General features: G+C 40.3%; 26 protein-coding genes. 8 read left to right on the plus strand and 18 right to left on the minus strand.

Annotated features, from left to right (window positions below):
* The first annotated feature begins 3 nt into the window (after positions 1-3).
* The 3 genes from lptE to ACQ96U_RS13650 all read left to right on the plus strand — a co-directional run bounded on the left by lptE (position 4) and on the right by ACQ96U_RS13650 (position 3,496).
* Positions 4-654: an LPS assembly lipoprotein LptE gene (lptE, locus tag ACQ96U_RS13640; protein ID WP_431721816.1), complete on the plus strand. Its 651-nt coding sequence runs from the start codon at positions 4-6 to the stop codon at positions 652-654.
* A gap of 178 nt (positions 655-832) precedes the next feature.
* Complete coding sequence (holA, locus tag ACQ96U_RS13645) at positions 833-1,861, plus strand: DNA polymerase III subunit delta (RefSeq protein WP_431721817.1); 1,029 nt, start codon at positions 833-835, stop codon at positions 1,859-1,861.
* A gap of 249 nt (positions 1,862-2,110) precedes the next feature.
* Positions 2,111-3,496, plus strand: coding sequence for a tryptophanase (locus ACQ96U_RS13650; RefSeq protein ID WP_431721818.1), 1,386 nt, complete (start codon positions 2,111-2,113; stop codon positions 3,494-3,496).
* Positions 3,497-3,565: 69 nt separating this feature from the next.
* Here ACQ96U_RS13650 and ACQ96U_RS13655 read toward each other — a convergent pair whose 3' ends face one another.
* Positions 3,566-4,045 carry a hypothetical protein gene (locus ACQ96U_RS13655; RefSeq protein ID WP_431721819.1) on the minus strand — a complete coding sequence of 160 codons (480 nt, stop codon included), beginning with the start codon at positions 4,043-4,045 and terminating at the stop codon, positions 3,566-3,568.
* A gap of 208 nt (positions 4,046-4,253) precedes the next feature.
* On the opposite strand from ACQ96U_RS13655, the gene ACQ96U_RS13660 reads away from it, so the two are divergent.
* Complete coding sequence (locus ACQ96U_RS13660) at positions 4,254-4,589, plus strand: hypothetical protein (protein WP_431721820.1); 336 nt, start codon at positions 4,254-4,256, stop codon at positions 4,587-4,589.
* Positions 4,590-4,697: 108 nt separating this feature from the next.
* Here the strand turns inward: ACQ96U_RS13660 and lipA are convergent, their stop codons facing one another.
* From lipA to ACQ96U_RS13725, 13 genes are all read right to left on the minus strand, one after another.
* Entirely contained in the window at positions 4,698-5,681 is a 984-nt protein-coding gene (lipA, locus tag ACQ96U_RS13665) for a lipoyl synthase (RefSeq protein WP_431721821.1), read from the minus strand.
* A gap of 3 nt (positions 5,682-5,684) precedes the next feature.
* A complete protein-coding gene (gene lipB, locus ACQ96U_RS13670) occupies positions 5,685-6,329 on the minus strand; it encodes a lipoyl(octanoyl) transferase LipB (protein WP_431721822.1) in 645 nt (214 codons plus the stop codon).
* A complete protein-coding gene (locus tag ACQ96U_RS13675) occupies positions 6,329-6,604 on the minus strand; it encodes an HP0495 family protein (RefSeq protein WP_431721823.1) in 276 nt (91 codons plus the stop codon). The genes lipB and ACQ96U_RS13675 overlap by 1 nt, the downstream gene beginning before the upstream one ends.
* A gap of 97 nt (positions 6,605-6,701) precedes the next feature.
* Positions 6,702-7,595 carry a D-amino acid aminotransferase gene (locus ACQ96U_RS13680; RefSeq protein WP_431721824.1) on the minus strand — a complete coding sequence of 298 codons (894 nt, stop codon included), beginning with the start codon at positions 7,593-7,595 and terminating at the stop codon, positions 6,702-6,704.
* Positions 7,596-7,616: 21 nt separating this feature from the next.
* Positions 7,617-8,795, minus strand: coding sequence for a D-alanyl-D-alanine carboxypeptidase family protein (locus tag ACQ96U_RS13685; RefSeq protein ID WP_431721825.1), 1,179 nt, complete (start codon positions 8,793-8,795; stop codon positions 7,617-7,619).
* Between the two features lie 154 nt (positions 8,796-8,949).
* Positions 8,950-9,810, minus strand: a complete 861-nt coding sequence (locus ACQ96U_RS13690) for a septal ring lytic transglycosylase RlpA family protein (protein ID WP_431721826.1) — start codon at positions 9,808-9,810, stop codon at positions 8,950-8,952.
* Positions 9,811-10,008: 198 nt separating this feature from the next.
* Positions 10,009-11,025 carry a lytic murein transglycosylase B gene (gene mltB / locus ACQ96U_RS13695; protein ID WP_431721827.1) on the minus strand — a complete coding sequence of 339 codons (1,017 nt, stop codon included), beginning with the start codon at positions 11,023-11,025 and terminating at the stop codon, positions 10,009-10,011.
* Between the two features lie 238 nt (positions 11,026-11,263).
* Positions 11,264-12,391 carry a rod shape-determining protein RodA gene (rodA, locus tag ACQ96U_RS13700; RefSeq protein WP_431721828.1) on the minus strand — a complete coding sequence of 376 codons (1,128 nt, stop codon included), beginning with the start codon at positions 12,389-12,391 and terminating at the stop codon, positions 11,264-11,266.
* Positions 12,392-12,404: 13 nt separating this feature from the next.
* Positions 12,405-14,312: a penicillin-binding protein 2 gene (mrdA, locus tag ACQ96U_RS13705; RefSeq protein ID WP_431721829.1), complete on the minus strand. Its 1,908-nt coding sequence runs from the start codon at positions 14,310-14,312 to the stop codon at positions 12,405-12,407.
* Positions 14,313-14,342: 30 nt separating this feature from the next.
* The gene (gene rlmH, locus ACQ96U_RS13710) at positions 14,343-14,810 is read right to left on the minus strand and encodes a 23S rRNA (pseudouridine(1915)-N(3))-methyltransferase RlmH (protein ID WP_431721830.1); all 468 of its coding nucleotides are present in this window, start codon (positions 14,808-14,810) and stop codon (positions 14,343-14,345) included.
* Positions 14,811-14,839: 29 nt separating this feature from the next.
* Entirely contained in the window at positions 14,840-15,190 is a 351-nt protein-coding gene (rsfS, locus tag ACQ96U_RS13715) for a ribosome silencing factor (protein WP_431721831.1), read from the minus strand.
* Positions 15,191-15,272: 82 nt separating this feature from the next.
* Positions 15,273-16,529, minus strand: a complete 1,257-nt coding sequence (locus ACQ96U_RS13720; protein ID WP_431721832.1) for a glutamate-5-semialdehyde dehydrogenase — start codon at positions 16,527-16,529, stop codon at positions 15,273-15,275.
* Between the two features lie 217 nt (positions 16,530-16,746).
* Positions 16,747-17,346 (minus strand): DUF2845 domain-containing protein, encoded by a 600-nt coding sequence (locus tag ACQ96U_RS13725; RefSeq protein ID WP_431721833.1) that lies wholly within the window; start codon positions 17,344-17,346, stop codon positions 16,747-16,749.
* 221 nt (positions 17,347-17,567) lie between these two features.
* Between ACQ96U_RS13725 and ACQ96U_RS13730 the strand changes: the two genes are divergently transcribed.
* Positions 17,568-18,428, plus strand: a complete 861-nt coding sequence (locus ACQ96U_RS13730; protein WP_431721834.1) for a BPSS1780 family membrane protein — start codon at positions 17,568-17,570, stop codon at positions 18,426-18,428.
* Between the two features lie 85 nt (positions 18,429-18,513).
* Here the strand turns inward: ACQ96U_RS13730 and ACQ96U_RS13735 are convergent, their stop codons facing one another.
* Both ACQ96U_RS13735 and ACQ96U_RS13740 read right to left on the minus strand, forming a co-directional pair.
* Positions 18,514-18,864 (minus strand): hypothetical protein, encoded by a 351-nt coding sequence (locus ACQ96U_RS13735; RefSeq protein WP_431721835.1) that lies wholly within the window; start codon positions 18,862-18,864, stop codon positions 18,514-18,516.
* Between the two features lie 277 nt (positions 18,865-19,141).
* On the minus strand, positions 19,142-19,339 hold the full coding sequence (locus tag ACQ96U_RS13740; RefSeq protein WP_431721836.1) for a hypothetical protein: 198 nt from the start codon (positions 19,337-19,339) through the stop codon (positions 19,142-19,144).
* Positions 19,340-20,635: 1,296 nt separating this feature from the next.
* Between ACQ96U_RS13740 and ACQ96U_RS13745 the strand changes: the two genes are divergently transcribed.
* The 3 genes from ACQ96U_RS13745 (at position 20,636) to ACQ96U_RS13755 (ending at position 23,189) form a co-directional block, all read left to right on the plus strand.
* Positions 20,636-21,595: a LysR family transcriptional regulator gene (locus ACQ96U_RS13745; protein ID WP_431721837.1), complete on the plus strand. Its 960-nt coding sequence runs from the start codon at positions 20,636-20,638 to the stop codon at positions 21,593-21,595.
* Between the two features lie 72 nt (positions 21,596-21,667).
* Positions 21,668-22,783 (plus strand): agmatine deiminase, encoded by a 1,116-nt coding sequence (gene aguA, locus ACQ96U_RS13750; RefSeq protein ID WP_431721838.1) that lies wholly within the window; start codon positions 21,668-21,670, stop codon positions 22,781-22,783.
* A gap of 61 nt (positions 22,784-22,844) precedes the next feature.
* On the plus strand, positions 22,845-23,189 hold the full coding sequence (locus ACQ96U_RS13755) for a hypothetical protein (protein ID WP_431721839.1): 345 nt from the start codon (positions 22,845-22,847) through the stop codon (positions 23,187-23,189).
* A 343-nt stretch (positions 23,190-23,532) separates the two neighbouring features.
* On the opposite strand, the gene ACQ96U_RS13760 is transcribed toward ACQ96U_RS13755, so the two are convergent.
* Entirely contained in the window at positions 23,533-24,588 is a 1,056-nt protein-coding gene (locus tag ACQ96U_RS13760) for a hypothetical protein (RefSeq protein WP_431721840.1), read from the minus strand.
* 52 nt (positions 24,589-24,640) lie between these two features.
* The gene (locus ACQ96U_RS13765) at positions 24,641-26,260 is read right to left on the minus strand and encodes a D-arabinono-1,4-lactone oxidase (protein WP_431721841.1); all 1,620 of its coding nucleotides are present in this window, start codon (positions 26,258-26,260) and stop codon (positions 24,641-24,643) included.
* Positions 26,261-26,266 lie beyond the last annotated feature (6 nt).

Consider the following 26,266-nt stretch of genomic DNA (forward strand, 5'->3'; position numbering starts at 1 on the left):
GGTATGCGGTCATTATCAAAACGACTGTTTATGTCACCTATCATTAAGCTAGCCACGCTCCTTAGCGTGGTTATGCTGTTAACTGCTTGTGGATTCAAACTCAGGGGTATGGTAGATGTTGCCAGCCATTTACAGCAGCTTAGTGTGCAAACATCTGATAACTACGGGGTATTCACTCGTCGTCTAAACCGTACTTTGGAAAGTAATGACATAAAAATCATTGCAAGTGCACCTTATGTGTTGCGTATTACTGAAAATCAGGATGAAAATAAAATTGCCAGCTTTACAGGTAATGCGCAGGCTGCACAGTATCGCTTAATCAAACAAGTTAAATTTCAACTGGAAAATAGCGAAGGCTTACTGCTGATCGGACCTTTTGAAGCAATGTCTGAACGTGTTTACCTTTATTCTTCAAGCAACAAGACCGCTTCAGACTCTGAAGAACGCTTAATTAGAGAAGAATTAGAGCGGGATATCATTACCCAGATTACCCAACGTTTACAAGCTATGACTAATGAGCAAATTGATGTTGCTGAAGCTGAAGCCCGTAAAAAACAAGCTGAAGCGGAAAAAGCTAAACAACTAGAAGAGCAAAAAAATGTAAAAGCTATGCCCAAAAGGAATGCCATAAAACTAGCGCCACCAAATCTTTAATGCTCTTTTCATAAAATACCAAGGTAGCTCGCTATAGGTTTTAAAGCTTATCCAAATAGTGCTGCTACCTTGATTTATATTTACGTTTCACTTTTATGTTTAATTGGTGTTCCCAATATAAACGTCCATAAAGCCCCCTATCCAACAACCTTATAGCCGCAACGTACTTTATTTTTTAATGAAAATTCGCAGTGACCAGCTTCAACAGCATTTAAATCAAAAAACATTAGCCCCCGTCTATATTGTGAGTGGTGATGAGCCTTTGATTCAACAGGAGTGCTGCGATTTAATCCGACAAAAAGCACGAGACAATGGATTTAGTGAGCGTATCTTATTACAAGCGGATGGTAGCTTTGACTGGGACACCGTATTAGAACACACTAATAGCCTATCATTATTTAGTGATAAGAAAATTATTGAAATACGCTGTCAAAGCAATAAATTTAATGATAAAGCAGCTAAAGTACTCAAAGCATGTGGAGAATCTCCAGTATCCGATAATGTGTTATTACTGATAACACCTAAGCTTGAAAATCCGACTCAACACAGCAAATGGTTTAAAGCTCTCGAAAAGTCTGGTATTTTTATTCCCATATGGCCAATAGATGCCCAACACCTGCCTCGCTGGATTAAACAGCGAATGCAGCAAGCTGGGTTAACAGCCACCCCACAGGCAATACAGCTTCTTACTGAACGTGTTGAAGGAAATTTACTCGCCGCTTCGCAAGAAATCGCTAAATTAACACTTTATGCTGATAACCAGCATGTAACAGAAGAAACAATTAATACCAGTGTTTCTGATAGTGCGCGTTACTCTGTTTTTGACTTAATCGAGAATGCACTTGCTGGCTCCGTAAATCACTCCCTACGCATTTTCAACGGCTTAAAAGCTGAAGGTATTGAACCAGCTGTTATGTTATGGGCCATTACCCGTGAAGTCCGTAACTTACTTCAACTCATTCAATTACAACGCGAAAGTCATTCACTTGAACAAGCTATGCAAAATCAACGTATTTGGGAAAAACGAAAACCGCTTATCCGCCAAGCATTACAACGACACTCAGAACAAACTCTTGAGCAAATACTACTCTCATCAGGTCAAGTTGACGAAGCTATTAAAGGCTTATCTAATGATAATGTATGGTCTGCACTCCAAATCCTATTATTAAAATTAACTGGCATATCTGTCATAAACGATCACAGCTAATAAAATTTATTTTATGTTAAGAAATTATTCTGTGCGTCAACATACATCCTATTACTTATTTCAATAGACTCACAATAGCGCTTAGCTATATAAAAACAACGAAAAAATATACCCCAGCAAAAATAGTTTTTGACTAATACTTTATTAGAAAATAACTTACATTCATTTCCCCAAGCAGTCTATAAAATCCTACCTACCTCTGTGTTTTCCAGCATACGCATCGCCATTTTTTAAATAAGGATTTATTATATGGATATCATCCCAGAACCTTTTCGTATTAAAATGGTTGAACCTATCAACTTAATTAATGATAAAGAACGTCATATTGCTTTAGAAGAAGCAGGTTATAACGTTTTTTTACTTAAAAGTGATGAAGTTTTTATTGACTTATTAACTGATTCTGGCACAGGCGCCATGAGTGATAAACAGTGGGCAGGTTTAATGATGGGGGATGAGTCTTATGCTGGAAGTCGTAATTTTTTTCATTTACAAAAAAAAGCACAAGAAGTTTTTAATTATCATTATATTTTACCGACACATCAAGGCCGAGGAGCTGAACAAATTCTTTTCCCTGCGCTTATAGAACTCCGAAATTGTCAAAACCCTGTTTTTATTTCAAATTATCATTTTGATACCACTGCTGCTCATATAGAAATTTCCGGTGCAAAAGCAATTAATACCCCTACACCTTGGGCATTTGATACTACCTCATCATACGATTGGAAAGGTAATTTTAATCTGGACGAACTAGAAGCCACTATCAAACAATACGGTGCTAATCGTATTGCAGCCATCATTACAACAGTAACGTGTAATAGTACAGGTGGACAGCCTGTTTCAATGGAGAACATGCGTGCTGTTTACCACCTAGCCCGGCGTTATGACATACCAGTAGTGATTGATGCTGCTCGTTATTGTGAGAACGCTTGGTTTATCAAGCAGCGTGAATCAGGTTACCAAAATAAATCTATTGCAGACATTATAAAAGAGATGTTTCAGTATGGTGATATGCTAACCCTTTCTGCCAAAAAAGACCCTTTGGTGAATATCGGCGGCTTATGTTGTATTCGAGATAATGAAACTCTTTTTCGCAATGTTCAGGTTCGTTGTATTCCACAAGAAGGTTTTATCACTTACGGCGGACTGGCTGGCAGGGACATGGAAGCTCTAGCCATAGGTTTACATGAAGCGATGGATGTAAATTTTTTGAATTATCGCATTGCCCAAGTTCAATTCCTGGGTAATTTACTGCTCAAAGCAGGTATTCCTATACAGTTTCCCACAGGTGGGCATGCCGTATTTGTTGATGCAAAAATTTTATTACCTCACATTCCAAGTCACCACTTCCCCGCCCAGGCACTTGCAAATGAATTGTATTTAAAAGGTGGTGTTAGAGGTGTTGAAATTGGCTCTTTGCTATTAGGTCGAGACCCACAGACAAAACAGCAAAAAGTATCACCCTTTGAGTTTCTTCGTTTAGCCATTCCAAGACGCGTATACACCAATAGTCATATGGAATACGTTGCAAACTGTTTAGTTAAAATAAAAGAAAGAGCAAAGGATATTCGAGGTTTAACATTTACTTATGAGCCTCCCATTTTACGTCATTTTACAGCACGTTTTAAACCATGTTAACAAACTATATCTTGTTCATTAAAATACTTTACTCTCCAAAAATAAATTTAGTTAAACGCCTACTGTATTTCATCCATTATGGGAATAAATAACTAGTTTTTCCTGGGGGATAATCATTAACCAAGCTTCATGACTAAAAGCATAAAATGAGCCTTCCTGCTTTCCTCTATGTATAATTAATGACTGCAAACTTTCTGATAAATTTCCACCACAAAACCCCCAATAAATATCTTCATCTCGTGTCCAGTCTTTTCTTGGTGTAGCAGACCAATCACCATAACTATGAGAATAGTCTGAGCTCCCCCTTGCTTGCTGAATATTCTTAAAAAAACTAATACCTTCATGACTAATTTGCTGGTAAGTTTCATCACTTAATTTGAATACCGCAACACCACACCCTTCACGAAACCCTGAATCAGAACCTATTGATAATCGGTAAGCTAGTCCAATTTCTTTAGGAATGAACTGTCGATACCAGTAATCTTCAAAGACAACCCACCCCAAAACTGGAACACACACGGTTAAAACTAAAGTACCTACGACTTTCATTCCTACTTTACTTTCTGCAATACGATTATTAAAAAAATGAAAAACAACATTAGGATAAACAATAAAGCTAATATCTAGAAAAAATCAATCAGATGCACAAAATTTGCACATAAATCACTTAACAAATCTACATTAAAAGCATAATACTTGCACGTTAAAAAATTACAGTAAATGCTACTCTCAATGTTAAAAAAAGAACTGTAATTGTATGATTAGAAAACTTATATTAGCTGAGATGATATTATTCATAATATTATTAATACTTAATATCTACCTTCACTACCTACCTATTAGTCACTTTACAGAAACACCACATCACCCGCCACCAAAAGGAGAAGTTTACGTTCCTTACTGCATCAATGGAGAGCAATCATTAGTGACGACAAATAAAACTGACGATCCAGGTTGTCTTGCAGATCACCCTGGAGAGTTTGCTAAAATAATTGTATTCATAGGCAGCCTCTTTTTACTCGTAATTTTTCCCATTTTATTTGCATGTATTGCCTTTACATACAGTGTTATTCACCGCATATTAAAGAAATAATCATAAGGGCAGCTAATTAAAAATAAGGCACTGAAGGTAGTTAAAAAAGAGCGGAAGGCTGTATCAAAAGTGAGGGATTATATACCCCCTCACTCTATAAGAAATGAACTATACAATAAAATCGCCCTTAGCTTGCTCATCAGCATGATAAGATGACCTCACCAAAGCACCACTAGCGACTTTACTAAAGCCAAGTGATTTTGCAATATCTGCCAATTCAGCAAACTCATCAGGATGAACAAAACGATCTACAGGAAGATGATGTCGGCTGGGCTGTAAATATTGACCGAGGGTAATCATTTCGATGTCATGTTCGCGCATGTCATGCATCAGTTCAATCACTTCTTCCTTAGTCTCACCCAACCCCAACATAATGCCAGATTTAGTAGGAATATGTGGCACTTGTTGCTTATAACGCTTTAACAATTGTAGCGACCACGCATAGTCAGAACCTGGACGTGATTTTTTATAAAGTGATGGAACAGTCTCCAGGTTGTGATTAAATATATCGGGTGGCTCTGCCCCCAAAATTTCAAGCGCAACATCCATACGACCACGAAAATCAGGTACTAACACCTCAATTTCAGTTTTTGGGCAACGCTGGCGGATCTCTCGAATACAGTCAGCAAAGTGCTGTGCTCCACCATCACGTAAATCATCTCGGTCAACAGAGGTGATAACCACATACTTTAGCCGCAAATCTGCGATGGCTATCGCCAGATTCTTAGGTTCATCCACATCAAGTGGATTAGGTCGACCATGTGCAACATCACAGAAGGGGCAACGACGGGTACAAATATCCCCCATAATCATAAACGTAGCTGTACCACCACCAAAGCATTCTCCTAAGTTAGGACAAGATGCTTCTTCACACACAGTATGTAATGAGTGCTTTCGTAGTAATTTTTTAATACGATCAACTTCAGGTGATGCCGATAACCTGACTCGAACCCAATCCGGCTTTCTCGGCATCGCTTCCTTCTCAGTGGGGATAACCTTTACTGGAATTCGAGCGACCTTTTCAGCACCACGCAGTTTAACACCCTGCGTAGCACGTTGAGATTTAGGTTTGTTCACAGAGGCATCAGTCATCAGCTAATTCCAATCGTTTTTTGAGATTACTTCTTGGTAATCCAAGTGTGTTATCAGTTGCTGTTGCAACTGCTCCTCTACTTCCGCCATAGTTATTTCTGGTAACCATCGCGCAAGCTGAGTCATAGCCATACCTGCATAGCCACAAGGATTAATTCGACTAAAAGGTTCTAAATCCATTTTAACATTCAGCGCTAAACCGTGGTAAGAGCAACCTTTGCGAATTCTTAGCCCTAAAGATGCAATTTTTGCCTGATCAACATAAACTCCTGGGGCATCAGGTTTTGCTGCCGCACTAACCGAATACCTTTTCAGAGTATCAATAATTGCATTCTCCATAGCCGTCACTAAAGCCCTGACACCAAGCTGTTTGCGCTTCACATTGATCAGCAAGTAAACCACTAACTGGCCTGGTCCATGGTAAGTAACCTGCCCGCCCCGATCAACGCTCACCACAGGAATATCACCAGGTGCAAGTACATGTTCTGCCTTACCTGCTTGTCCTTGGGTAAAAACGTGGGGATGCTCTAGTAACCAGATTTCATCGACATCATCCGGGTGACGCGAAGCAGTGAATGCCTGCATCCGTTGCCATGTTGCTAAATAGGACTGCACACCTAAATGCCGTACGATCAATGGTAATGTCATTAGAGTACCATTGACACCCGACCACTGGCTTTAAAGTCTTCAAACAGGGCCTTTAATTGATCTTCTCCAGTGGCTCGAATCGTTACATTAACAGACATATACTTGCCATTACGGCTATCTTTAACTATCGCATTACCATCAAAATCGGGAGCATGCTTGAGAATCACTCGACAAACAAAGTCCTTGTAATCAGGCGCAGCATCACCAATGATTTTGATAGGATAGTCACAGGGAAAAACAATTTTAGGTGGCTCTGGCGGCGTAGATTGAGACATAACAACAATTAAGCTTGAGTTAAACTGACCAATGGGAAATCAACAGAATGATTTACGTATAGGTAGATTATAAATGATTCTCCCCAAGGAAGAACCCTTAGGTTGGTAGGTTTTCTCGATGCTCTGTTGCCAACTGCAACTTATAACGCTGATAGCGACCCGCAATATCATACCAAACAGCACCTATCTTACCCTTACCAACAGGTTGGTTATCCAGCAGGGTTATTGGGCATATTTCTTTTGTAGAGCTGGTAATCCACACTTCGTCCGCTTCGTGTAGCTCATCTTGCGATACCATCCGTTCTGACAACGTATAGTTTGATTTTGCATCAGATTGCAGCAGCTCGATGATTAAATCACGGGTAATCCCCCCTAAAATTGGCATATCTTTCGGGGGAGTCGCTATTTCATTACCTTTTACAATAAAAACGTTACTTGATGAGCCTTCAGTTACCTGCCCCTGTTCATTAATCAATATGGCTTCATCCGCGCCAGCTTCTTCGGCACGCTGACGATGTAACACATTAGGCAGTAATGCAATTGCCTTAATATCACAGCGTTTCCAACGTAGATCCTCAGTGGTAATAGCAGTCATTCCTTGAACATGCGAGAAATCCTCATCTAACTTCATTTGCAATGGTGAAGTCATGACAAAAACAGTTGGCTCCAAACCTTTTGGCCACAGATGATTTCGATCAGGTGCCACACCACGCGTCACCTGTAAATAAATGGACTGATGTTCACTGGAATTTTGAGCCAACAGCTTGGCAAAAACCCTCAGCCATTCCTCATGTTTTAGAGGGTTTTCGATACGTATACTGGATAAACTGAAATCCAATCGCGCTAAATGCTGCTCAACTCGAAAAGGTACCCGATAAAATGCAGGAATAACTTCATATGCACCATCAGCAAACATAAAGCCACGATCCATAACAGAAACCATGGCATCCTGCTGATTTATAAAGTGACCATTGAGATAAACCTGTGTCATCGGTTTGGAGCACCTATCAAATTAAAGAAATAACTTATAAAAAAACAAACGAATCTCGTCCCATATTACTTTGAAAAATCCAGCTTCATCCACTGCATCCAACGCAACGATAGGTACTTGCTCTAATATTTTGTCATCCAGTTTAACCTCAATGCTACCTAAGGTTTGTCCTTTAGCCACTGGAGCTTCTAACAATGTATTTAGCTGGATATCCGTCTTAACACTGTCAGTCTTTCCTCTGGGTACAGTAATAATCAAATCTTCCGTAATACCAACGGAAATTTTATCAGTAGTACCTTTCCAGATTTCTGCTTGCTGTAAAGGAACACCCCCTTTTCTAATGGCTACATTTTCAAAAAAGCGAAAACCATAAGTGAGGAGCTTTTGAGATTCACTCGCACGCGCTTTAGGGCTTTTAGTTCCCATAACAACAGCGATTAACCGGCGACCATCTTTTTTAGCTGATGATACAAGACAGTAGCCAGCCTCATCGGTATGCCCTGTCTTTAAACCATCAACATCATCATCACGCCATAGCAGTGAGTTTCGGTTAGCTTGACGTCTTAAAGGTTGACCTGTTTTTTTATCAATACCATATTGGAAGTATTTTTCTTTATACACAGCATAGCGACTAGGATGTTCATAAATAATCGCTTTAGCTAATACCGCCAAATCATGGGCCGTAGTATAGTGATTATCTGCTGGCCAGCCTGTTGAGTTAACAAAGTGCGAATCTTTCATATCCAACTTTTGAGCCGTAGCATTCATCAAGCTGGCAAATGACTCTTCACTACCGGCAATATGCTCTGCAAGCGCAACACTCGCATCATTACCCGATACAATGATGATGCCTTTTAGCAAATCCCTCACAGTGACTTTTGAATTCACCTCAATGAACATGAGTGAGCCTTTCATGCGCCAGGCTTTTTCACTCACCAATACTTGATCATCAAGTGAAATATTCCCCTCTTTTAATTCATTATCAGCAACATAGGCTGTCATCAGCTTTGTCAAACTTGCAGGAGGGAGGCGCTTATTTGCATTATGTTCAACAAGTATCTTGCCTGTATCGGCATCAAATAAAAAATAACTTTTAGCCGCCAGTTGTGGTGGAGAAGGAATGATGGTGGCAGCCTGTACAGCGCCAACCAAAAGAATGAGAGTTAACCCAATATAACGTGTCACAAAATGTTTTTTCATGGCAACTGTAGTGCTTTAAATGAAAGTTAAGAGCTTTATTGCGCCCCATATCTGTTAAGAAATAATAACGTTAACGCTGGGGTGTTCTCAAGAACCCTTAATAAGGTTTGGCAAATCGCTGTTTGTATTTTAAATCATTGAACAATACACAACACTACTCTACCACCAAATGCGGCTTACCTAAGCGTGCTTCATTTAGTTGTTGTTGTATTTTGTTAACTACTGATGAAGAAGGCAGAGGTCCAATACGCACTTTATGCAAAGGCCGCTGTGTTTCTGTACCCTCCACCACTTTTACCGGCATTCCAGTAAGCTGTTGCAAGCGATACCTTAATTTGAAAGCCGATTGCTGATCCTGCAATGCAGCAACCTGTAAAAAAAGCTTTTTAGAGTGAGCAGACGACATACCTGCTGTCTGTGGTTTGCTAACAGATCCAGCATACATACCTGCTTTTGACTGAGTACTTGCCTGATATGAACTTAACAGATGTGATGAACCAGTACTGTGCTGTGCAGCCGTCTTAGTCAGTGGTTTATTCGATGTTGGCGTTCCAGCCTTGTACGTGCGAGGATCAATGCCCTCCACGCTTACACTTGTTGTACCCTGTTTTTGAAATCCGAGCTTTAATGCCGCCGCATAAGACAAATCAATTTCTCGACCTTTAGCAAAAGGCCCGCGATCATTTACACGAACAATAGCTGAACGACCATTCTTAAGGTTTGTAACACGTACATACGAAGGAATAGGCAATGTCTTATGTGCCGCCGTCATACTGTACATGTTGTATGTTTCACCAATAGCCGTTGCTTTTCCATGAAATTTTGTGCCATACCATGATGCAACACCTTGTGCTTGATAACCCACAGCGGTTTTTAGTGGGTAGTACGTTTTACCCAATACAGTATAAGGTGAGTTTTTTACTGGACCTTTGTGTATTTGAGGTACAGCATCAGGTATTTGGCTGGCATCAAAACTACCATTGGGTGCACCATCATTAGCATCTTTAAGAGGCATGGTACAACCACTTAATAATAAAAAAGACACCATTAAATATTTAATAGCGTGAGACAAAAAATAAGAGGAGCACCAGCCATTTTCAGCTGTATATTTAGATTTTAACACGTTGAATAAACCTATTTATCATTGAGCGTTAGCTATAAACCCTTCAACAAGGATAGCCAACATTGACTACCTTGTTGAAAAAGACTATTGCTAAGCCGCTTTAGACTTGGCTTTTGGCTTAGGTTTTATTTTGGCTTTAATTTTGTCACTCAGTTGATGCACAGCCATGGCATAAAGAGTGCTGTGATTATAGCGGGTAATTACGTAGAAATTATTTAAGGTTAACCAGTATTCTTTACCATTTACACCTTGTAGCTCAACCCCACGTGCTTTGCTTTCACCTGACAAGTTTGCATGTTGGTAACGCCAGCCTAACTGCTGTAGTTCCGAGACAGTTGATGCAGGCTTTAGATCTTTTCCTATTCCTTTCGTAAACTGATCACCTTTAACGGATACTTGGACAGCTACTGCCTCTCCAGGCTGCCAACCATGACGACGGAAGTAGTTTGCTACACTACCAATTGCGTCTGTTGGATTACTCCATAGATTAATCTTTCCATCATTGTCGAAGTCTACAGCGTACTGGCGAAAGCTACTCGGAATAAACTGTGGGAATCCTATAGCGCCAGCATAAGAACCCTTCAGACTTAAAGGATCAACCTTCTGCTCTTCAGTCATCAATAAGTAATGCTTAAGCTCAGACCTAAAAAACGTAGCTCTAGGTGGGTAGTCAAAACCAAGTGTTGCTAACGCATCCAGTACACGATAACTGCCTTTATTTTTACCATAAAAAGTTTCTACGCCAATAATCGCTAGAATAGTCTCAGCAGGCACACCATAGTGTTGTTCCGCCAGTTTGAATGCTTTACGGTTGTTCTTATAGAACGTAACTGCAGCTTGAACACGCTGAGGTGTCAAAAAAATCTTTTGATATTCACCCCATGTTTTCGTTTTTTCTGCTGGTCTGGAAATAGCATCTAGAATGCTTTGCTGACGTTTAGCATTTGTCAAAAGCTTAGTCAGTTTTTCCTCAGACATTTTATGCTGCTTTTTCATTTGTTGAATAAACGCTTTAGCTTCAGGATGGTTTGAATAATCACCCGCCCACACCTTAGCGCTACTCATTGCAGCAAGCGTTAAGTTAAACACAAGAAAACCATAATTCATGTGCTTACATGTTTTTACGAATTTGTAAGGCATCTTTCGCATGCTTCACCCTACCTAACTGTTGGCTAGGAGCTTGTCTGATAGAAAAATAACTAATGCTTTTAAGTGTGACCACAGGAGAGCCAAAATGACTTCATTCCTATAACAATTGATTTTGTTCACACAGTTGTGTCAGACAATTCACTCTTAAATACTTTCATAGCAACTTATAAAAAACAACGATTCATTTATCCATCATTTACCGCCCAATCAGATTACGGTGTGTATACACCGACATCAGTATGCCGAACCCCGCCATAAGGGTTACGATTGATGTCCCACCACGACTTACCAAAGGCAAAGGGACGCCTACCACTGGCAATAGACCGCTCACCATACCAATATTTACAAAGATGTAGACAAAGAATGTTAAAATAATACTACCACTCAACAGACGCCCAAAAATGGTTTGCGCCTGAACTGAAATGAATAAACCACGGACAATGATTGCCAAATAAATAAGCAATAAACACATCACCCCTGTTAATCCAAACTCTTCCGCCAATACAGCAATGATAAAATCAGTGTGACTTTCTGGTAAAAAGTCCAGATGTGACTGTGTACCTAACATCCAACCTTTACCATGAATTCCCCCTGAACCTATGGCTACTTTTGACTGGATAATATTCCACCCTGATCCCAGTGGATCGCTTTCAGGGTTTAAAAAGGTTAATACCCGCTTTTTTTGGTATTCCCTCATCACAAAGTGCCACATAACCCAACCTGAGGGGATCGCTAGCACTACAGCTGATGTAATAAGCTGCCAGCTTAAACCGCCAAGCAACAACACAAATACACCAGATGCACCAATTAATAACGATGTACCCAAGTCAGGCTGCTTGGCAATTAAGGCTACAGGTATTGCAATCAACACTAAGGCAACCATGACATGTCTAATTTTTGGAGGTAGCGTTGAGCGACTGATATACCAAGCCATCACCATAGGCATCACCAGCTTCATGAGCTCAGAAGGTTGAAAGCGCACTGACGACATTCCCGGCACTGCCAACCAGCGTTGCGCTCCCATGGCTCCGACCCCAAAAAGCAAGACCCCAACTAGCAACAATACACCGAATAAAAATACAGGTAGTGACCAACGAGCATACATTCGAGGAGGAATCTGTCCAAAAACAATCATCACTACAAAACCAATACCCAAATAAATGGTTTGGCGCGTCATGATTTCTACACTTCGCTCACTGGCACTATAGAGAACAAATAATCCTCCACCCGCTAATAATAACAGTAATAACAGTAATACTGGATCGATATGTAAGCGCTGCCAGATTGAAGGCTCTTGTTGAAGAACATCCTTAGTTGACGACATAATTGCGTTACCCTTACCCAGATGACGGTGTGTTACTGTTACGTTCAAGCTTTTTAGCTTGCTCTATTGCTTGCTTTTTCAGCCTCGGGATTAAATAGGCATCCAGTACTTTACGAGCGACTGGTGCAGCAGCCGAGCTCCCCCCACCACCGTTCTCAACAACAACAGCAATAGCAATTTGTGGATCATCAATAGGTGCAAATCCAATAAATAAACCATGATCATGATGTATTTTGGCTAACTTTGACGCATCATACCGTTCATTCTGTTTAATACCGACCACTTGAGCAGTACCCGTTTTACCCGCCATGGTATAAGGAATATTTCGACCAATACGGTAGTGAGCTGTTCCTGAGCGGTCATGAACTACTTTACGCATAGCCTCATAAACCAGCTTCCAGTATTCAGGGTTACTGACCACAATATCCTTCATAGGATGGTCAGGCGCTAGTTCAATCGGATTTGTTGATGATTTAAGTAACCGAGGGTAAATCCACTTTCCTTTATTAGCTAACACCGCTGTTGCTGTTGCTAGCTGCAGCGGGGTTGCTTTCATGAACCCCTGGCCTATGCCTGTAATCACCGTTTCTCCAGGAAACCAAGGCAAGTTTCGTACACCCATTTTCCACTCACGAGATGGCATTAACCCTGGACGTTGTTCACCAACATCTAATGCTGTTCGAATCCCTACGCCAAAACGTTGCAAATAATCATGCAGATTATCAATCCCCAGCTTTAATGCTAAATCGTAAAAATAGGTATCATTTGAGACGACAATAGCTCTCTCTAAATTTACCCAACCATGCCCTCCACGCTTCCAATTACGATAAAGCCGTTTTTGATTCGGTAGCCGATACCAGCCAGGATCGAATACTTGATTAGAGGGTGTTACGCTTCCTGTATCTAAACCAGCAATAGCGACAAAAGGTTTAATGGTTGAGGCAGGAGGATACTCACCAGAACTTGCCCGGTTATACAGGGGTCGAGCAGGGTCATTGAGCAAAGCTGCATAGGCTTTAAAGCCAATACCTCTAACAAAGGGATTAGGGTCATAAGAGGGTTCACTGACCATTGCTAAAATGCCGCCCGTTTTAGGGTCCATTGCAACAATAGCACCACGCTGGCCATCAAGTGCCGCTATAGAGATTTTTTGTAACTCGGTATCTAGGTAAAGGGTTAAGTCTGTACCTGGTATGGGTTCTTGCTGATCAAGCACACGCAATACTCTGCCTCGGGCATTAACTTCAACTTCTTGATAGCCAACCTTGCCAAGCAACTGCTCTTCATAAAAACGCTCTACGCCAATTTTGCCGATGATCGATACGCCTTTATACTTCTTGTTATCAAGCTTTTTTTGCTCTTGATCATTAATATTCTGAACATACCCAATTGTATGGGTGTATATATCGCCTTGTGGATAAAAACGAATCAAATCAGCTTCCACTTCGACACCTGCCATAAGGTGCTCATTCACTGAAATGCGTGCAATTTCCTCTTCTGTTAAGCGGAATTTCAAGGGTACCGATTCAAAAGGCTTTCGTGGCTTATTACGAAGCCTCTTTTTAAATTGAGCAATTTCTTCATCCTGAAGTGGAATAATTTGTTTTATATCTTGAAGTGTTTTATCTAAGTCAGGAATACGCTCAACAGTAAGTGAAAGGTTAAAACTTGGCTTATTATCAGCCAAAAGCAATCCATTAGTGTCGTATATTAAACCGCGTATTGGTGGTATAGGTTTAAGATGGATGCGGTTTTCATCAGATTCTGTTGATAACTCGTCATACAACACAACCTGTAAATAAAAAATCCGAGATATCAAGATCCCGGTTAATATCACTAAAATGATGACGGCTTTTAATATTCGGCTATTAAAAATACGATTTTCTTTACTGTGATCTTTAAAGGTCACTGAATCTGTCATGCTGTCATCCTGGGTTTTCCAACCTCCAGATTAACGATGATATGGGTGATTATTCAGGATGGTCCAGGCGCGATAGAGCTGTTCGGCTACCAGCACTCGAACCAAAGGATGGGGCAGAGTTAATGGAGAAAGAGACCAGCGCTGTTCAGCCGCTTGGCGACATTGAGTGGAGAGCCCTTCAGGCCCTCCTATTAGCAAGCTGATATTTCGCCCAGACAACTGCCAATCTCCTAACTGGTGTGCAAGCTGATGGGTATCCCACATCTTACCATTGACATCTAATGCAATGATTTTATCCCCTTTTCCAACAGCCGCTAACATAGCCTCACCCTCTCGCTGAACCGCACGCTCAACGTCGAGAGATTTGCTTCGTTTTGAAAGGGGAATTTCCCGGCACTCCAGAGACACTTCATTAGGAAGACGCTTGGCATATTCAGAATAGCCACTAGCAACCCATGTAGGCATTTTGGTACCTACCGCAATGAGGCGAATTTTCATAGCTAGCCTTAATTACTACAGAAAAAAGGCTAAGCCTGTTGGTGCTCAAGACCAGATGATGATGTTTCCCACAACCGCTCTAAATCAAAAAACTGACGAGTTGAAGGCAACATGATGTGTGTGACAACATCCCCTAAATCTACCAGTACCCACTCGGCACCATCTTCACCTTCAACCCCAATGGGACGAACGCCATTAGCTTTGGCTTTTTCAATCACGTTATCTGCAAGGGATTTTACGTGGCGGTTGGATGTTCCGGAGGCAATGATCATATGATCAGTGACGCTGGTGAGATTTTTTACATCAAGGCAAGTGATGTCGTTACCTTTCAGATCTTCAAGTGCAGATATAACTACCTGCTTAAGTTCATCTGATTGCATAAAGCCTTATTTAGTCCTCTCTTTTATCATATTAAACTACATTATACTGTCAGCCAGCCAAGACTGACAGCATAACTGCAGATTATTTTCGAATATGCCCGTTGCCAAAGACGATGTACTTCTGTGAAGTCAACCCTTCAAGCCCGACGGGACCCCGTGCATGGATTTTATCAGTAGAAATGCCAATTTCTGCTCCCAGCCCATATTCAAAGCCATCTGCAAACCGAGTGGATGCATTCACCATAACGGAGCTTGAATCAACTTCTGCTAAAAATTGGCGAGAGCGCTGATAATCTTCAGTGACAATCGCATCTGTATGATGGGACCCAAAGCTATTGATATGATCAATCGCCTCACTGACATCAGCTACAACTTTAATCGCTAAGATTGGCGCAAGATATTCTGTTGTCCAGTCTTCATTCGTTGCAGGTTTAACATTCGAGATAATGGCTTGCGTTTTAGCACAGCCCCGAAGCTCAACTTCATGCTCAGCATACGCAGTGGCTAATCTAGGCAAAATAGCAGGTGCTACAGACGCTGCAACCAGTAACGTCTCCATGGCATTACACACTCCATAGCGGTGTGTTTTTGCATTAACAGCAATCGCGAATGCCTTATCTAAATCAGCGCCATCATCAATATAGACATGACAAATACCATCCAAGTGTTTTATTACAGGTATCTTTGCCTCTCGACTAATACGCTCAATGAGTCCTTTCCCCCCTCGAGGTACAATAACATCCACATGTTCAGACATCGTAATCAAGTGTCCAACGGCGGCTCTATCAGTGGTTGCAATCACTTGTACGGCATCAGCAGAAACACCTGACGTACTAAGACCTTGCTGGATGCACTTTGCTATTGCTTGATTAGAATGAATTGACTCTGAACCACCTCGCAAAATAGTGGCATTTCCTGACTTCAAACACAGAGCTGCTGCATCAATTGTGACATTAGGGCGAGACTCATAAATGATACCAATAACACCAAGTGGAACTCTCATCTTACCTAACTGAATACCACTCGGCAGATAGCGCATATCATCAACCGCACCAATAGGGTCGTCTAAGGCTGCAACATGGTGAATACCTTCCACCATACTATCAATGCGGGGCGACGTAAGTGCCAATCTATCTAGAAGCGCTGAATCCAGCCCATTAGCTCGACCTTGCTCCAAATCCTGATGGTTTGCATCAATGATCATTTTTCGCTGACCATTGATTACATTAGCAATTGCATTTAATGCTGCATTTTTTTGTTCTGTTGTTGCTTGTGCCATTAACCGGGAAGCGCTTCGTGCACGCTTTCCAACATCTTGCATATAAGTTGCAACATCCATTGAGATTTCCGCCATGAATAAAAAAATGTGTAAGTATAATGGTTAACCCTCAACGAAGCACTTTTAGGGCTAATACTCTAGTAATAGGCTCTAATCAATATGTTTATATCAATTTAAAAGGCACCACTAAAAGCCATGTTGCTAATGTTCTATTGAGTGTAATGGGCAAAAGGATATCTGTAAGAATCCACTTCATGCAAAGGTAAATTACATTAAACTAATCATCATCTTCAATTTCCTCACGGTACAACCTTCGCAATTGACCATTTACAAACTGCAAAACAACCTTTTCATCATCTCGGGGAAAATAATAATACCACTCAAACACATCTTGATCTTTAAACTGACCGACTTCACTACTACCCGCCACCCGCTTAACTCTTCGACCAACACGCTTTTCCCGGCTTGGAGGACCACAGCGATAGCGAATATAAGGCATTACATCACCTATACTCACCGCACTCGACAAATCTTTGCATAACTCTGGATCACTTGATTTGCCTCCGTACTCCTTACTTTCAACAGACACCAGGTCATCATCTTCAAAACGTAAGACACGTACAAACTGATTACTACTTTGGGCATAAACAAGGTAAGTAACATCAAGAAAGCGTGTTTCTGCCAAAACATCGCCTTGTTTTAAAATAAGTTCTACTTGAAATGAGTCTTGCTCTGTAGGTTGCCCACAACGTTTTATCACCTTACCAATCGAGTCACCCTCTGAAATTAAACGATTACTACAGCGAAAAGCGTAAGAAGGCACACTGACAGCCAATAAAAGACAACTGGAAACTAACCACTTAAAAAGATGTCGCATGCTTTATATTTCCCCCTATAACGCCAAGTAAATTTCTGAGCCTAACATCAGTAACAATATTAAATAGCACTTGCTCGTCGCAAATCATGTTGAGCCCAATACAATTAACACTAGTATTGATAAAAACAGTCTTTGTGAGTTCACTGTCATTGTTTATTTGTGACCAGTGTTCTAATACCGCAACATTCAACAGATGATGCTTTTTTTAGCTGGAGTAACACATGTCTACCCCTTCACCATACAATACCCCAACATCTCACGTGCTACCTGACGCCCGTGATATACAAGCTGTTAAGCGTCCCAGTAGTCACGGCATTTCATGGTGTACATCAGGTGTAAAGCTTTTTAGTCAGGAGTGGGTATTGTTCTTAGCTATTGGGTTTATCTTTGTACTCCTTTCCCTTATTTCTCAAATTATACCTTTGATAGGTTGGGCTATCTCTCAATTACTGACCATCCTTTTATGGGCTGGTTTTATGTATTGTTGTGACAATGTGGAAAAACAGGGGCATTTTTCATTTAATCAGTTCTTTGTGGGGTTTAACCAGCAAACTGGCCCTCTCCTGTTACTCGCGGCTATTTATATTGCAGCAATAATGCTTATTTTCACGATAGCAGGGATGTTCCTAATGTTTACCGTGGGAATGGACTTTATTGTCGCAATCCAGTCGCCTCAAGGCGCTCCAACAATGTCTGAGTATCGGTTTCTTCTTCTCGCAATGATCGCTTTACTCATTGTCATGGCACTCACAATTCCCCTGTTAATGGCAATCTGGTTTGCACCTACGCTCATAATTCTTGACCAAAAACCATTTTGGGACGCAGTCAAGCTTAGCTTTCAGGGTTGCCTACGTAATATGCTGCCTTTTTTGGTTTATGGTCTTGTGTTCCTCGTTATTGCAACTGTTATCCTGTTACCACTCTTTGCTAGCTGGTATTGGCTCATTGCCGTCTTTGCACTTTATATAATATTTACCCCGATTGTTTTTTGCACAATTTATACCAGCTATAAAGATATTTTTGTTCAATTACCTGATGACGTTGCTGTAGATAAAAGTCGCTCTCCAATTGAATCACAGTAGTGGGCTAACCAGTTATATCAAACAAGCAAATTACAACTTTAAATATCGATGTTGCTGTAGCCAATAAATAAAGTTTTAACGACTGTTACCCTTGAGGCTGTAAAATAGTTTGCCTGGCCATGATACACTTCGGCTGCTGTGTAATCTGTTCTGCAGCCATTGGCCCCTTTTCTTCAAAAGCAATACTGGCTTTTGCCTCGCAGTTTACCCAATAAACATGCGCGATAAAGTAATCATCTTGCAGTTCTTTTAACGATGGCGGGTACATACTGAATAACCAGCCGTGATGACTTGACCACAAAAAACAAATACCAATCAGTATAGAAACTAAACCACACAGAAAGACTAACCACCAGCGTGATCCAGTCCTTAAAAAAAACTGACGTGCAACATGGGGTAGCGAATTCTTGGAGAAAGGAATGCTCAACTTGTTCATGAGTGCTGACTTTTAATACATCAAATATGCTTGTCAGAACTCATCTTAACGGCTGGCCAGCCTGTAATTGAGCAAATATTATACAGTTTGTGACGCTGTATCAGTCTAACTATTGGGTGAATTGAAAAATGGGAATAGCATCAATTTTATAAATTGAAATATGTATACTATCAAACCACATAAAAGAACATCTACTCTGGGTAGCTCAATAGCGTGGCGTCGGTTCGACCAAAGCAATGCCTTCCTTGGCGCTCACTCTACTAACTATTCAAGCTAATCAGGCTTTATCATAGTTAGTCAGTTGATCCCTCCCCCATGCGTTCTGATACTTATTACGTATAGTATCTAGAATTTCCTCATAACTGGGAGCAGGAACCTCAGTAATTACCCCTCCTCCCTGTAAATATTCCTCAATGTGACTCTGGATTTCTACCCGCTGTTTTGCTTTTTCATTGGCAGTAGTATCAGTTTTCATCGCTAGCCCCAATAGACAATATCTTAGTACACTTAATTAAGTTCTATTGATTATTGTTACGAGTAAGCTGAGGTTGTTGACCATTTAGTCAGTAATTATTTTTTACTTCGCCTCAACATACTCCAATGTATTAGCTAAGACGATTTTTTTATAATACGCAAGCCGTTAAAACAATATTTAATGCTTTCGTTTACTCAAAGAAAGTATTCAAATACTTCCTCACTTACCTAATATGACCAACAAGTATTTTATGGTTTTTGTGAAACACAAGGTGTGCTTTTAGCACCAAAAGCCTTTCACGCTTATACTTACATACCCATTCAGTATTACTACCATTGTGAGATATTAACCTATATCCCATACAGTGCTTGCTCAATTTTACCAGAAAGCTTTACACCCCTGTTAGCAACCCATAATATAGAGAAACTCATCTGACCTATTTGTTTAAAACAAAAGATGCTCTAATTTGCTTTAACTCGTTGCATTTTGCAGTTATCATTCGCCTTTTTTATAACTTAGTTCCCTAAGTATTTTGACGGATAAACTAACAAAGCATGTAAGAATTAGCGTTTACGTAGGCTTTACACAAAAGCATCTTCATAGCTAAGTTCTAAAGATAAGGATTATCATATGTTTCAGCATCACGTCATAAAGCAAAGCTAAAAAATTGTAATATGTATACTGGCTTTCTTTAGACACAGTCAAATTTCATATATCAATGTGAAAGGTAATGGCACAATAATCGCTAGCTATTACCCTGCAAATGAGTCCTTAAATAAAGCATTTTGTCATGATTAGCATTCAACAACAAATAATCACTTAAGCCAATATGATCAAGACACTGTTTTATTAAATATAAATCAAGTTTCGTATATTATAATCACCCTATAAAACCCAGAATCCAATCAAATTTATTATTAGGTGGCAAATTTTAAACAATAATACTCATCTACCCATAACGAAGGGTAAATCGCCAACAAAATCATCAACACCTAAATTTTTGAGGTGACAAAAGCACTTAAAACTTACTAATAATGATTTTGCACAAACGCTTTATAACATGATACTAAATAGTATCAATCTATCTGTAATGAGAGATTTTTATAAAAAGTGATATAGCAATAGTATAAAAGTGATTTGCTATACACATAAACAGGTAAAAAAATGACGAATACCTAGCTTTTAAAACATACAGGATACTAAACGCTTAAATGCATGGATGAAAAAACAAACCCAAATGACACTATCGCCACTGCAGTACCGTCGTTGGGTCTGGCCTGTTCAAGGATAACGAGAATGTTCAACAGTACAAAACCTTTGCATGAAATCAACTTAAATCTACTGGTATGCCTTCACGCATTGTATGAAGAACGCAATGTAACACGCGCCGCCCATCGATTGAATATGACACAATCCAATGTGAGCAAGTCCCTTTCGCAACTTCGGCGCTTAATGCATGACCACTTACTTTATCGAGAAGATAACACACTTAAACTAACGCCTCTTTCGCATTCCATACGAGACAAAGTCGCATTTATTGTACAAAATGCTCAAGAAGTCTTCTCTTCTGGGGTTCATGGTAATACGCTTTGCAAACGCCGATTCACGCTTGCTGCAAGTGATGTCAGTGTCACTTTTGGCTTTCCTCAACTTATGAAAGCATTTCTTAAAGATGCACCTCACGCCATTATTTCGTTAACCCCTTGGCAAGAATATAACCCTGAGAGTCTGGTTCAAGGCAAAGTCGATGTTGCACTATGCGTTTTTGAAGATGAACGAAGTGGGCTTATTCTTGATAAAATTGGTTCGACAGAACTTGCCTGTATCGTTCACAGTCAACACCCTATACTCCAACAGTCTCCTTCCGTTAGCCTCGATGACTACCTTCACTATAAACATATTGCTAATACCGGAAATGCCAACTATTGGCGGGTAATTGATAAAGCTTTAGCAGAGCAAGGGTACCAACGTGATATTGTACTTGAAATACCACTGGTAACAGCCGTACTGGGGTTGGTTGAAACCTCTGATTTAATTTTGACTTTGCCCACACCTTTATGCCACCTCATTCTACTGCAAAACCCCAAACTGCAGATGTTTTCCTGCCCAGTTCCTGCAACCCTGGATTATGGTTTGATGTGGCATCCACGATTAGACAAAGATGCTGACCACATTTGGTTTAGAAAGTTAGTTCGGCAAACGACCGTTGATAGCATTGCCCATATTATGTCGACAACCAAAAGTAAAGTGGCTTAATTTACAATTTTATTATCCTGTTATTTCACTATATTATTTGATTTTCGCTTTAATTCATTATGTGCAAATGACATGAACAAAACCTTATGCTCAACACCTCGCCAAGATGGTTTCTATATGCCAGGCGAATTTACTCCACAACAAGCTGTTTGGTTAGCTTGGCCAGAGCGACCAGATAACTGGCGACTGGGTGCGCAACCTGCACAACGTGCTTTTGCTGCTGTTGCTCAGGCTATTGCAGAAACCACCACAGTTTACGTGGGAGTATCAGCAAAGGCTTACCCCTTTGCACGACAGATACTGTCAGAAAAAATTCGCGTTGTTGAGCTAAGTACGAATGATGCTTGGCTTCGAGATACAGGTCCCACAATAGTGGTGAATGACCAAGGTGAGCGTCGAGCTGTGAGCTGGCACTTTAATGCATGGGGGGGCTTAGATTCAGGCCTTTACTTCCCTTGGGACCAAGACCAGCTCGTTGCTCACAAAATTTCAGCACTACACGGTTTTCCTTGTTACCAAGCTCCTTTTGTACTTGAAGGTGGCGCTATTCATGTCGACGGTGAAGGTACCCTAATCACCACGGAAGAATGCCTATTAAATCCAAATCGAAACCCAGACCTAAGTCGTAATGAAATAGAGGGATACTTAAAGGACTATCTTGGCATCAAGCATATTATCTGGCTGCCTGAAGGTGTTTACAACGATGAAACCAGCGGCCATATCGATAACCTTTGCTGTTTTGCTCGACCTGGAGAAGTACTACTCAGCTGGACAGATGATCAAAATGATCCTCAATACGCTCGTTCAATTAAAGCTTTTGAGGTGTTAAGTAGCAGCAAAGATGCTCAAGGTCGTTCATTGATAATCCACAAGATACCTCAACCAGGTCCGCTGTATATGACCGATGCAGAAGCCCGAGATTTACTCACCTGTGAGTCAACTTGGCCTAGACAGGCTGGTGATCGGCTCGCCGCCTCCTACATTAATTTTCTGATTACGAATCAGCTTGTAGTGATGCCGTTCTTGGATCCACAACAGGACGACCTTATACAGCAACAACTTCAGGCTATTTTTCCAGATCATCATATAGTAGGTATACCAGCAAGAGAAATACTGCTTGGCGGGGGTAATATCCACTGCATTACCCAACAAATCCCAGCCGAAAATGTGCATCAAAAAGTAAGGTGATGCCTGCAGTTACTCTGCTGGAGTAGCTGCAACTCAAAAGAAGTTAATAGAAGGTATTTTAATGAATATGATCAAATTAACACTAGGTTTAGTATGTGCGGCTTTATTAAGCGGCTGTTTCAGCAATCCTTCAAAACCTAGTACTAGTAACGACGCGAACTTAGCCCCTTTAGAAAAATGTACTCAACTACTCCCTGCCGGAGAGAAATATAAACTGTTCCTTGAAGCCACCATTGACACTCAACATCAACAAGGCCAGTCAAAACCAAAGACAACGGGTGACTTTAGCATTTCAAACCTCGATCCCAATAAGCAGACGGAAGCAGAAATGCAACAAGTTATCCCTTTCACGAACTGTGTAGGTAAACTTATTAAGACCGAGTTTGAAAGCACACCAGAAAGCTAAGAAAGACGATCACTACGATCTTTATCCCAGTCATGAGGAAATGAAATAGAAGATACAGGCAATCAGCCTACAATCTTATGGCAAATATCCTACAAACACTTATAGCATTTGTCTGTTGGCTAAAAACGTCTACTATAGGATCATATACCCATCGAAGCGCTGGCAGCTAGGAAAGCTCAAGGGAAACTAAGCGAAAGGACGCAATAGGATTTCCAGCGTATAACCCAAAAGGATGGGTTGAAGGATCGGCTACAAGGACGAGCCACCAGGAAGGTGGTCGTTAAAAAACCTGCTTAAATAGCAGGTTTTTTTATGTCTACGAATCACATAGTTTATAGTTTTTTTAATCATTTGCAAAAATGGCTCCCTCTTCACAAATAGGTTTCCCTGCAAACTCTAATACTCCTTGTGGAAAAACCACATGTTCTCTCAACTTGCCAAATTGATACACACTCACATCGATAGTCGCCATCATTGACTTTCGATATGGATATTTAGCTTTAAACACTTTAAGTGAAGGCATATCAGAATGGTAAAAGTCACTTATATTTGCCTGCGCGGCCACTTTGATTGTTTGAGTTAACTTTTTAAACTCAGCTTGCAGTGTTCCATTACACTCATTAATGGTTCTTTTCATACTTAAACCCGATATGGCAGGGTACAAAATTAAATCTGAACGATCTGACAAATAACGGCCAGCCCACAATTCAGCCGTTAAACGCCCAATAGAAGCTCCTGTAATCATAAGTTGCCGCTGATCATTCATACCCAACAAATAAAAATAGCTATCTGAACCTTCTTTTGTGTACCAACCTTTATCAAGATACACCGTTCCATTACTGCTATAACTCGTATCTTGATCACTATAGTGATATTCAGCCGATGTTCCCATCGAAAAGATAAACCAGTTTGATTCAACAAAAGGTAAATCCATAATATAGCCAAATGGTGTTTGCCCAGGATTATGTCCACCCCAATAGTGTTTATGTTTTCCCGTAAATGAAAAAGAAAAAGTAAAATCAGGAAGCGTCAAGGTAACCTGTTTATTAGTTGCATCAACATAACCAGGAATATGATAGCGAAATAAAGTCGAACCATTTCCTTCTGCATACAACTTTAGGTTATCAAAATAATAATCAAAAATTTGTATTGCCCCGCGCTTAGGTGCAAAAACAAAATGCACATAACCCTTTTCTTTCATATTGGTTGCACCAGGCAAAATATAAGTCTGCAAGCTGACCTTAAAATAACCTACATCGGGGTCATTTAGATAATAGAACCATTGCTCGCTCCAAGGCTTTTTATTTGTAGTATGTGGCTTTATATCTTCTAACGTAGTAGCCTGCACAAGATTTATAAAAAAATACAAACAGCTCAAAATATATATTTTTTTAAACATAACGAATCCTTTCGTATATTCAGTTTTTAAGTATTACCACAGAGATAGTACCTCAGTCCTTTACACAAATGGTAGCTTCCGAAAAATAGCGTCCATTCGCACAGCGTGCACCTGTTTGGCAATGTTCATCTTGCAGACAATAACATTCCCCCCTTACATTACAACCTGGCGTTAAGTAATTACTTAACGGATCTTCACCACTTACACGCTCCCAAAAAGGGTTTGAAAAAGTATTGTAAGGATCAAACGCCTGTTTATATGATAGAAAATCATTCCATTTCGGATAACGAGAGGGCATATTTTCAAAAATAGCGACCGAGTTTTTTCCCCAATGTGGCCGCGCATTGTATTTTCGTAAAGATAACTGTTCCATTTCTAGATTAACAAAATAATTTTTTGGAACCTCGCTTCCTTTTTGTCGAAGTGTGTATTCAATCCCTATATATGCGGAATCTCTCCCAGCATTCATACCCAAATAGCTTGGTGATGCGTTACCAAATCTAAAATAAATACCATTTAAAGGAAAACATGTACGAGGGTGGCTAGCAATAATTTGACGAACATCAGCAATCCAGTTTGGCAACTGTTCAATAGGAATACTCACTTCCTGCAACGCTATTGGTAACCGATCCCAAACACACTTATTCGGGTCTCTGCATTGAAAATATTGCATTCTATCAGAATATCCAATTGGATTTTTTTCAACTTTTCCGGTATCTACACTCCTATAGTAGGATTTTGCACGCCCACTGTAGCGAATTTTAGCAGCCAAACATTGAAGGCCTGAACCAGGTAACTCATGAAGTGCATCAAATAATAATCCGAAAAAATATTCCTCAATATCAGAAATATCGGCCTGGGCATTATAAGCATTACCTGGTGTTGACAATGGGACAGGGTTATAAGTCGTCACTGTATAACGTCCAATTCCAGGAAACCATGCGATATTTGCCGAATAATTATTACGAGCTATTGGTAATACTTTATCTTCTAAGGCTGTATCATTTTTGTAGCCATTAACCGAAGCGGCTACTTTAAAAGCATCCTCCAATTGTAAAGTCACTTCTACCACAACACCTAATACCCCTAAATTAACACGCGCTGCATTCAACGCATCGCCCGTTAATACTCTGATATCCCCAAGCCCATCGACAATTTTTAATTCAGTAACATAATCTGCAATCATATTGCTTTTTTTGGTGAGCGTAGAGCCATGAGTACCACTGCCTAGCATTCCACCGATGGTAAATATGCCCAATTCCGTTACCATATTAACCGCTAAAGACTGAGAACGAAGAAAGTCATTCAGTACATTAAAACGCATCCCTCCTTGTACCGTCACAGTTTTTTTCACTGCATCGAACCTAAGGAGTTTATTCATATTTTTTAATGTTATTTGTATTTCACCATCTTTAGTACAAGCTGCATCTATTTGACTGGCAAATTTTCGATTTCCCGTCATCACTTTTCTATTGTCTTGCACTGCTTGACGAACAATGGCTTGAACTTCTTCAATGGTAATGGGATCAAAAATAACATCTGGTCGACATACATAAGTACCCTGGTAATTTTTTAGCACTTCCTCTTCATTACTAGTCTTCAAAGCATTTGTATATTTAGAAATAGCGATAACACCCAAAATTGCTAAAAATAGCGCCCACTTAGTCTTCATAACAAT

The sequence above is a fragment of the Zooshikella sp. RANM57 genome, from assembly GCF_050749885.1.
GTDB lineage: Bacteria > Pseudomonadota > Gammaproteobacteria > Pseudomonadales > Zooshikellaceae > Zooshikella.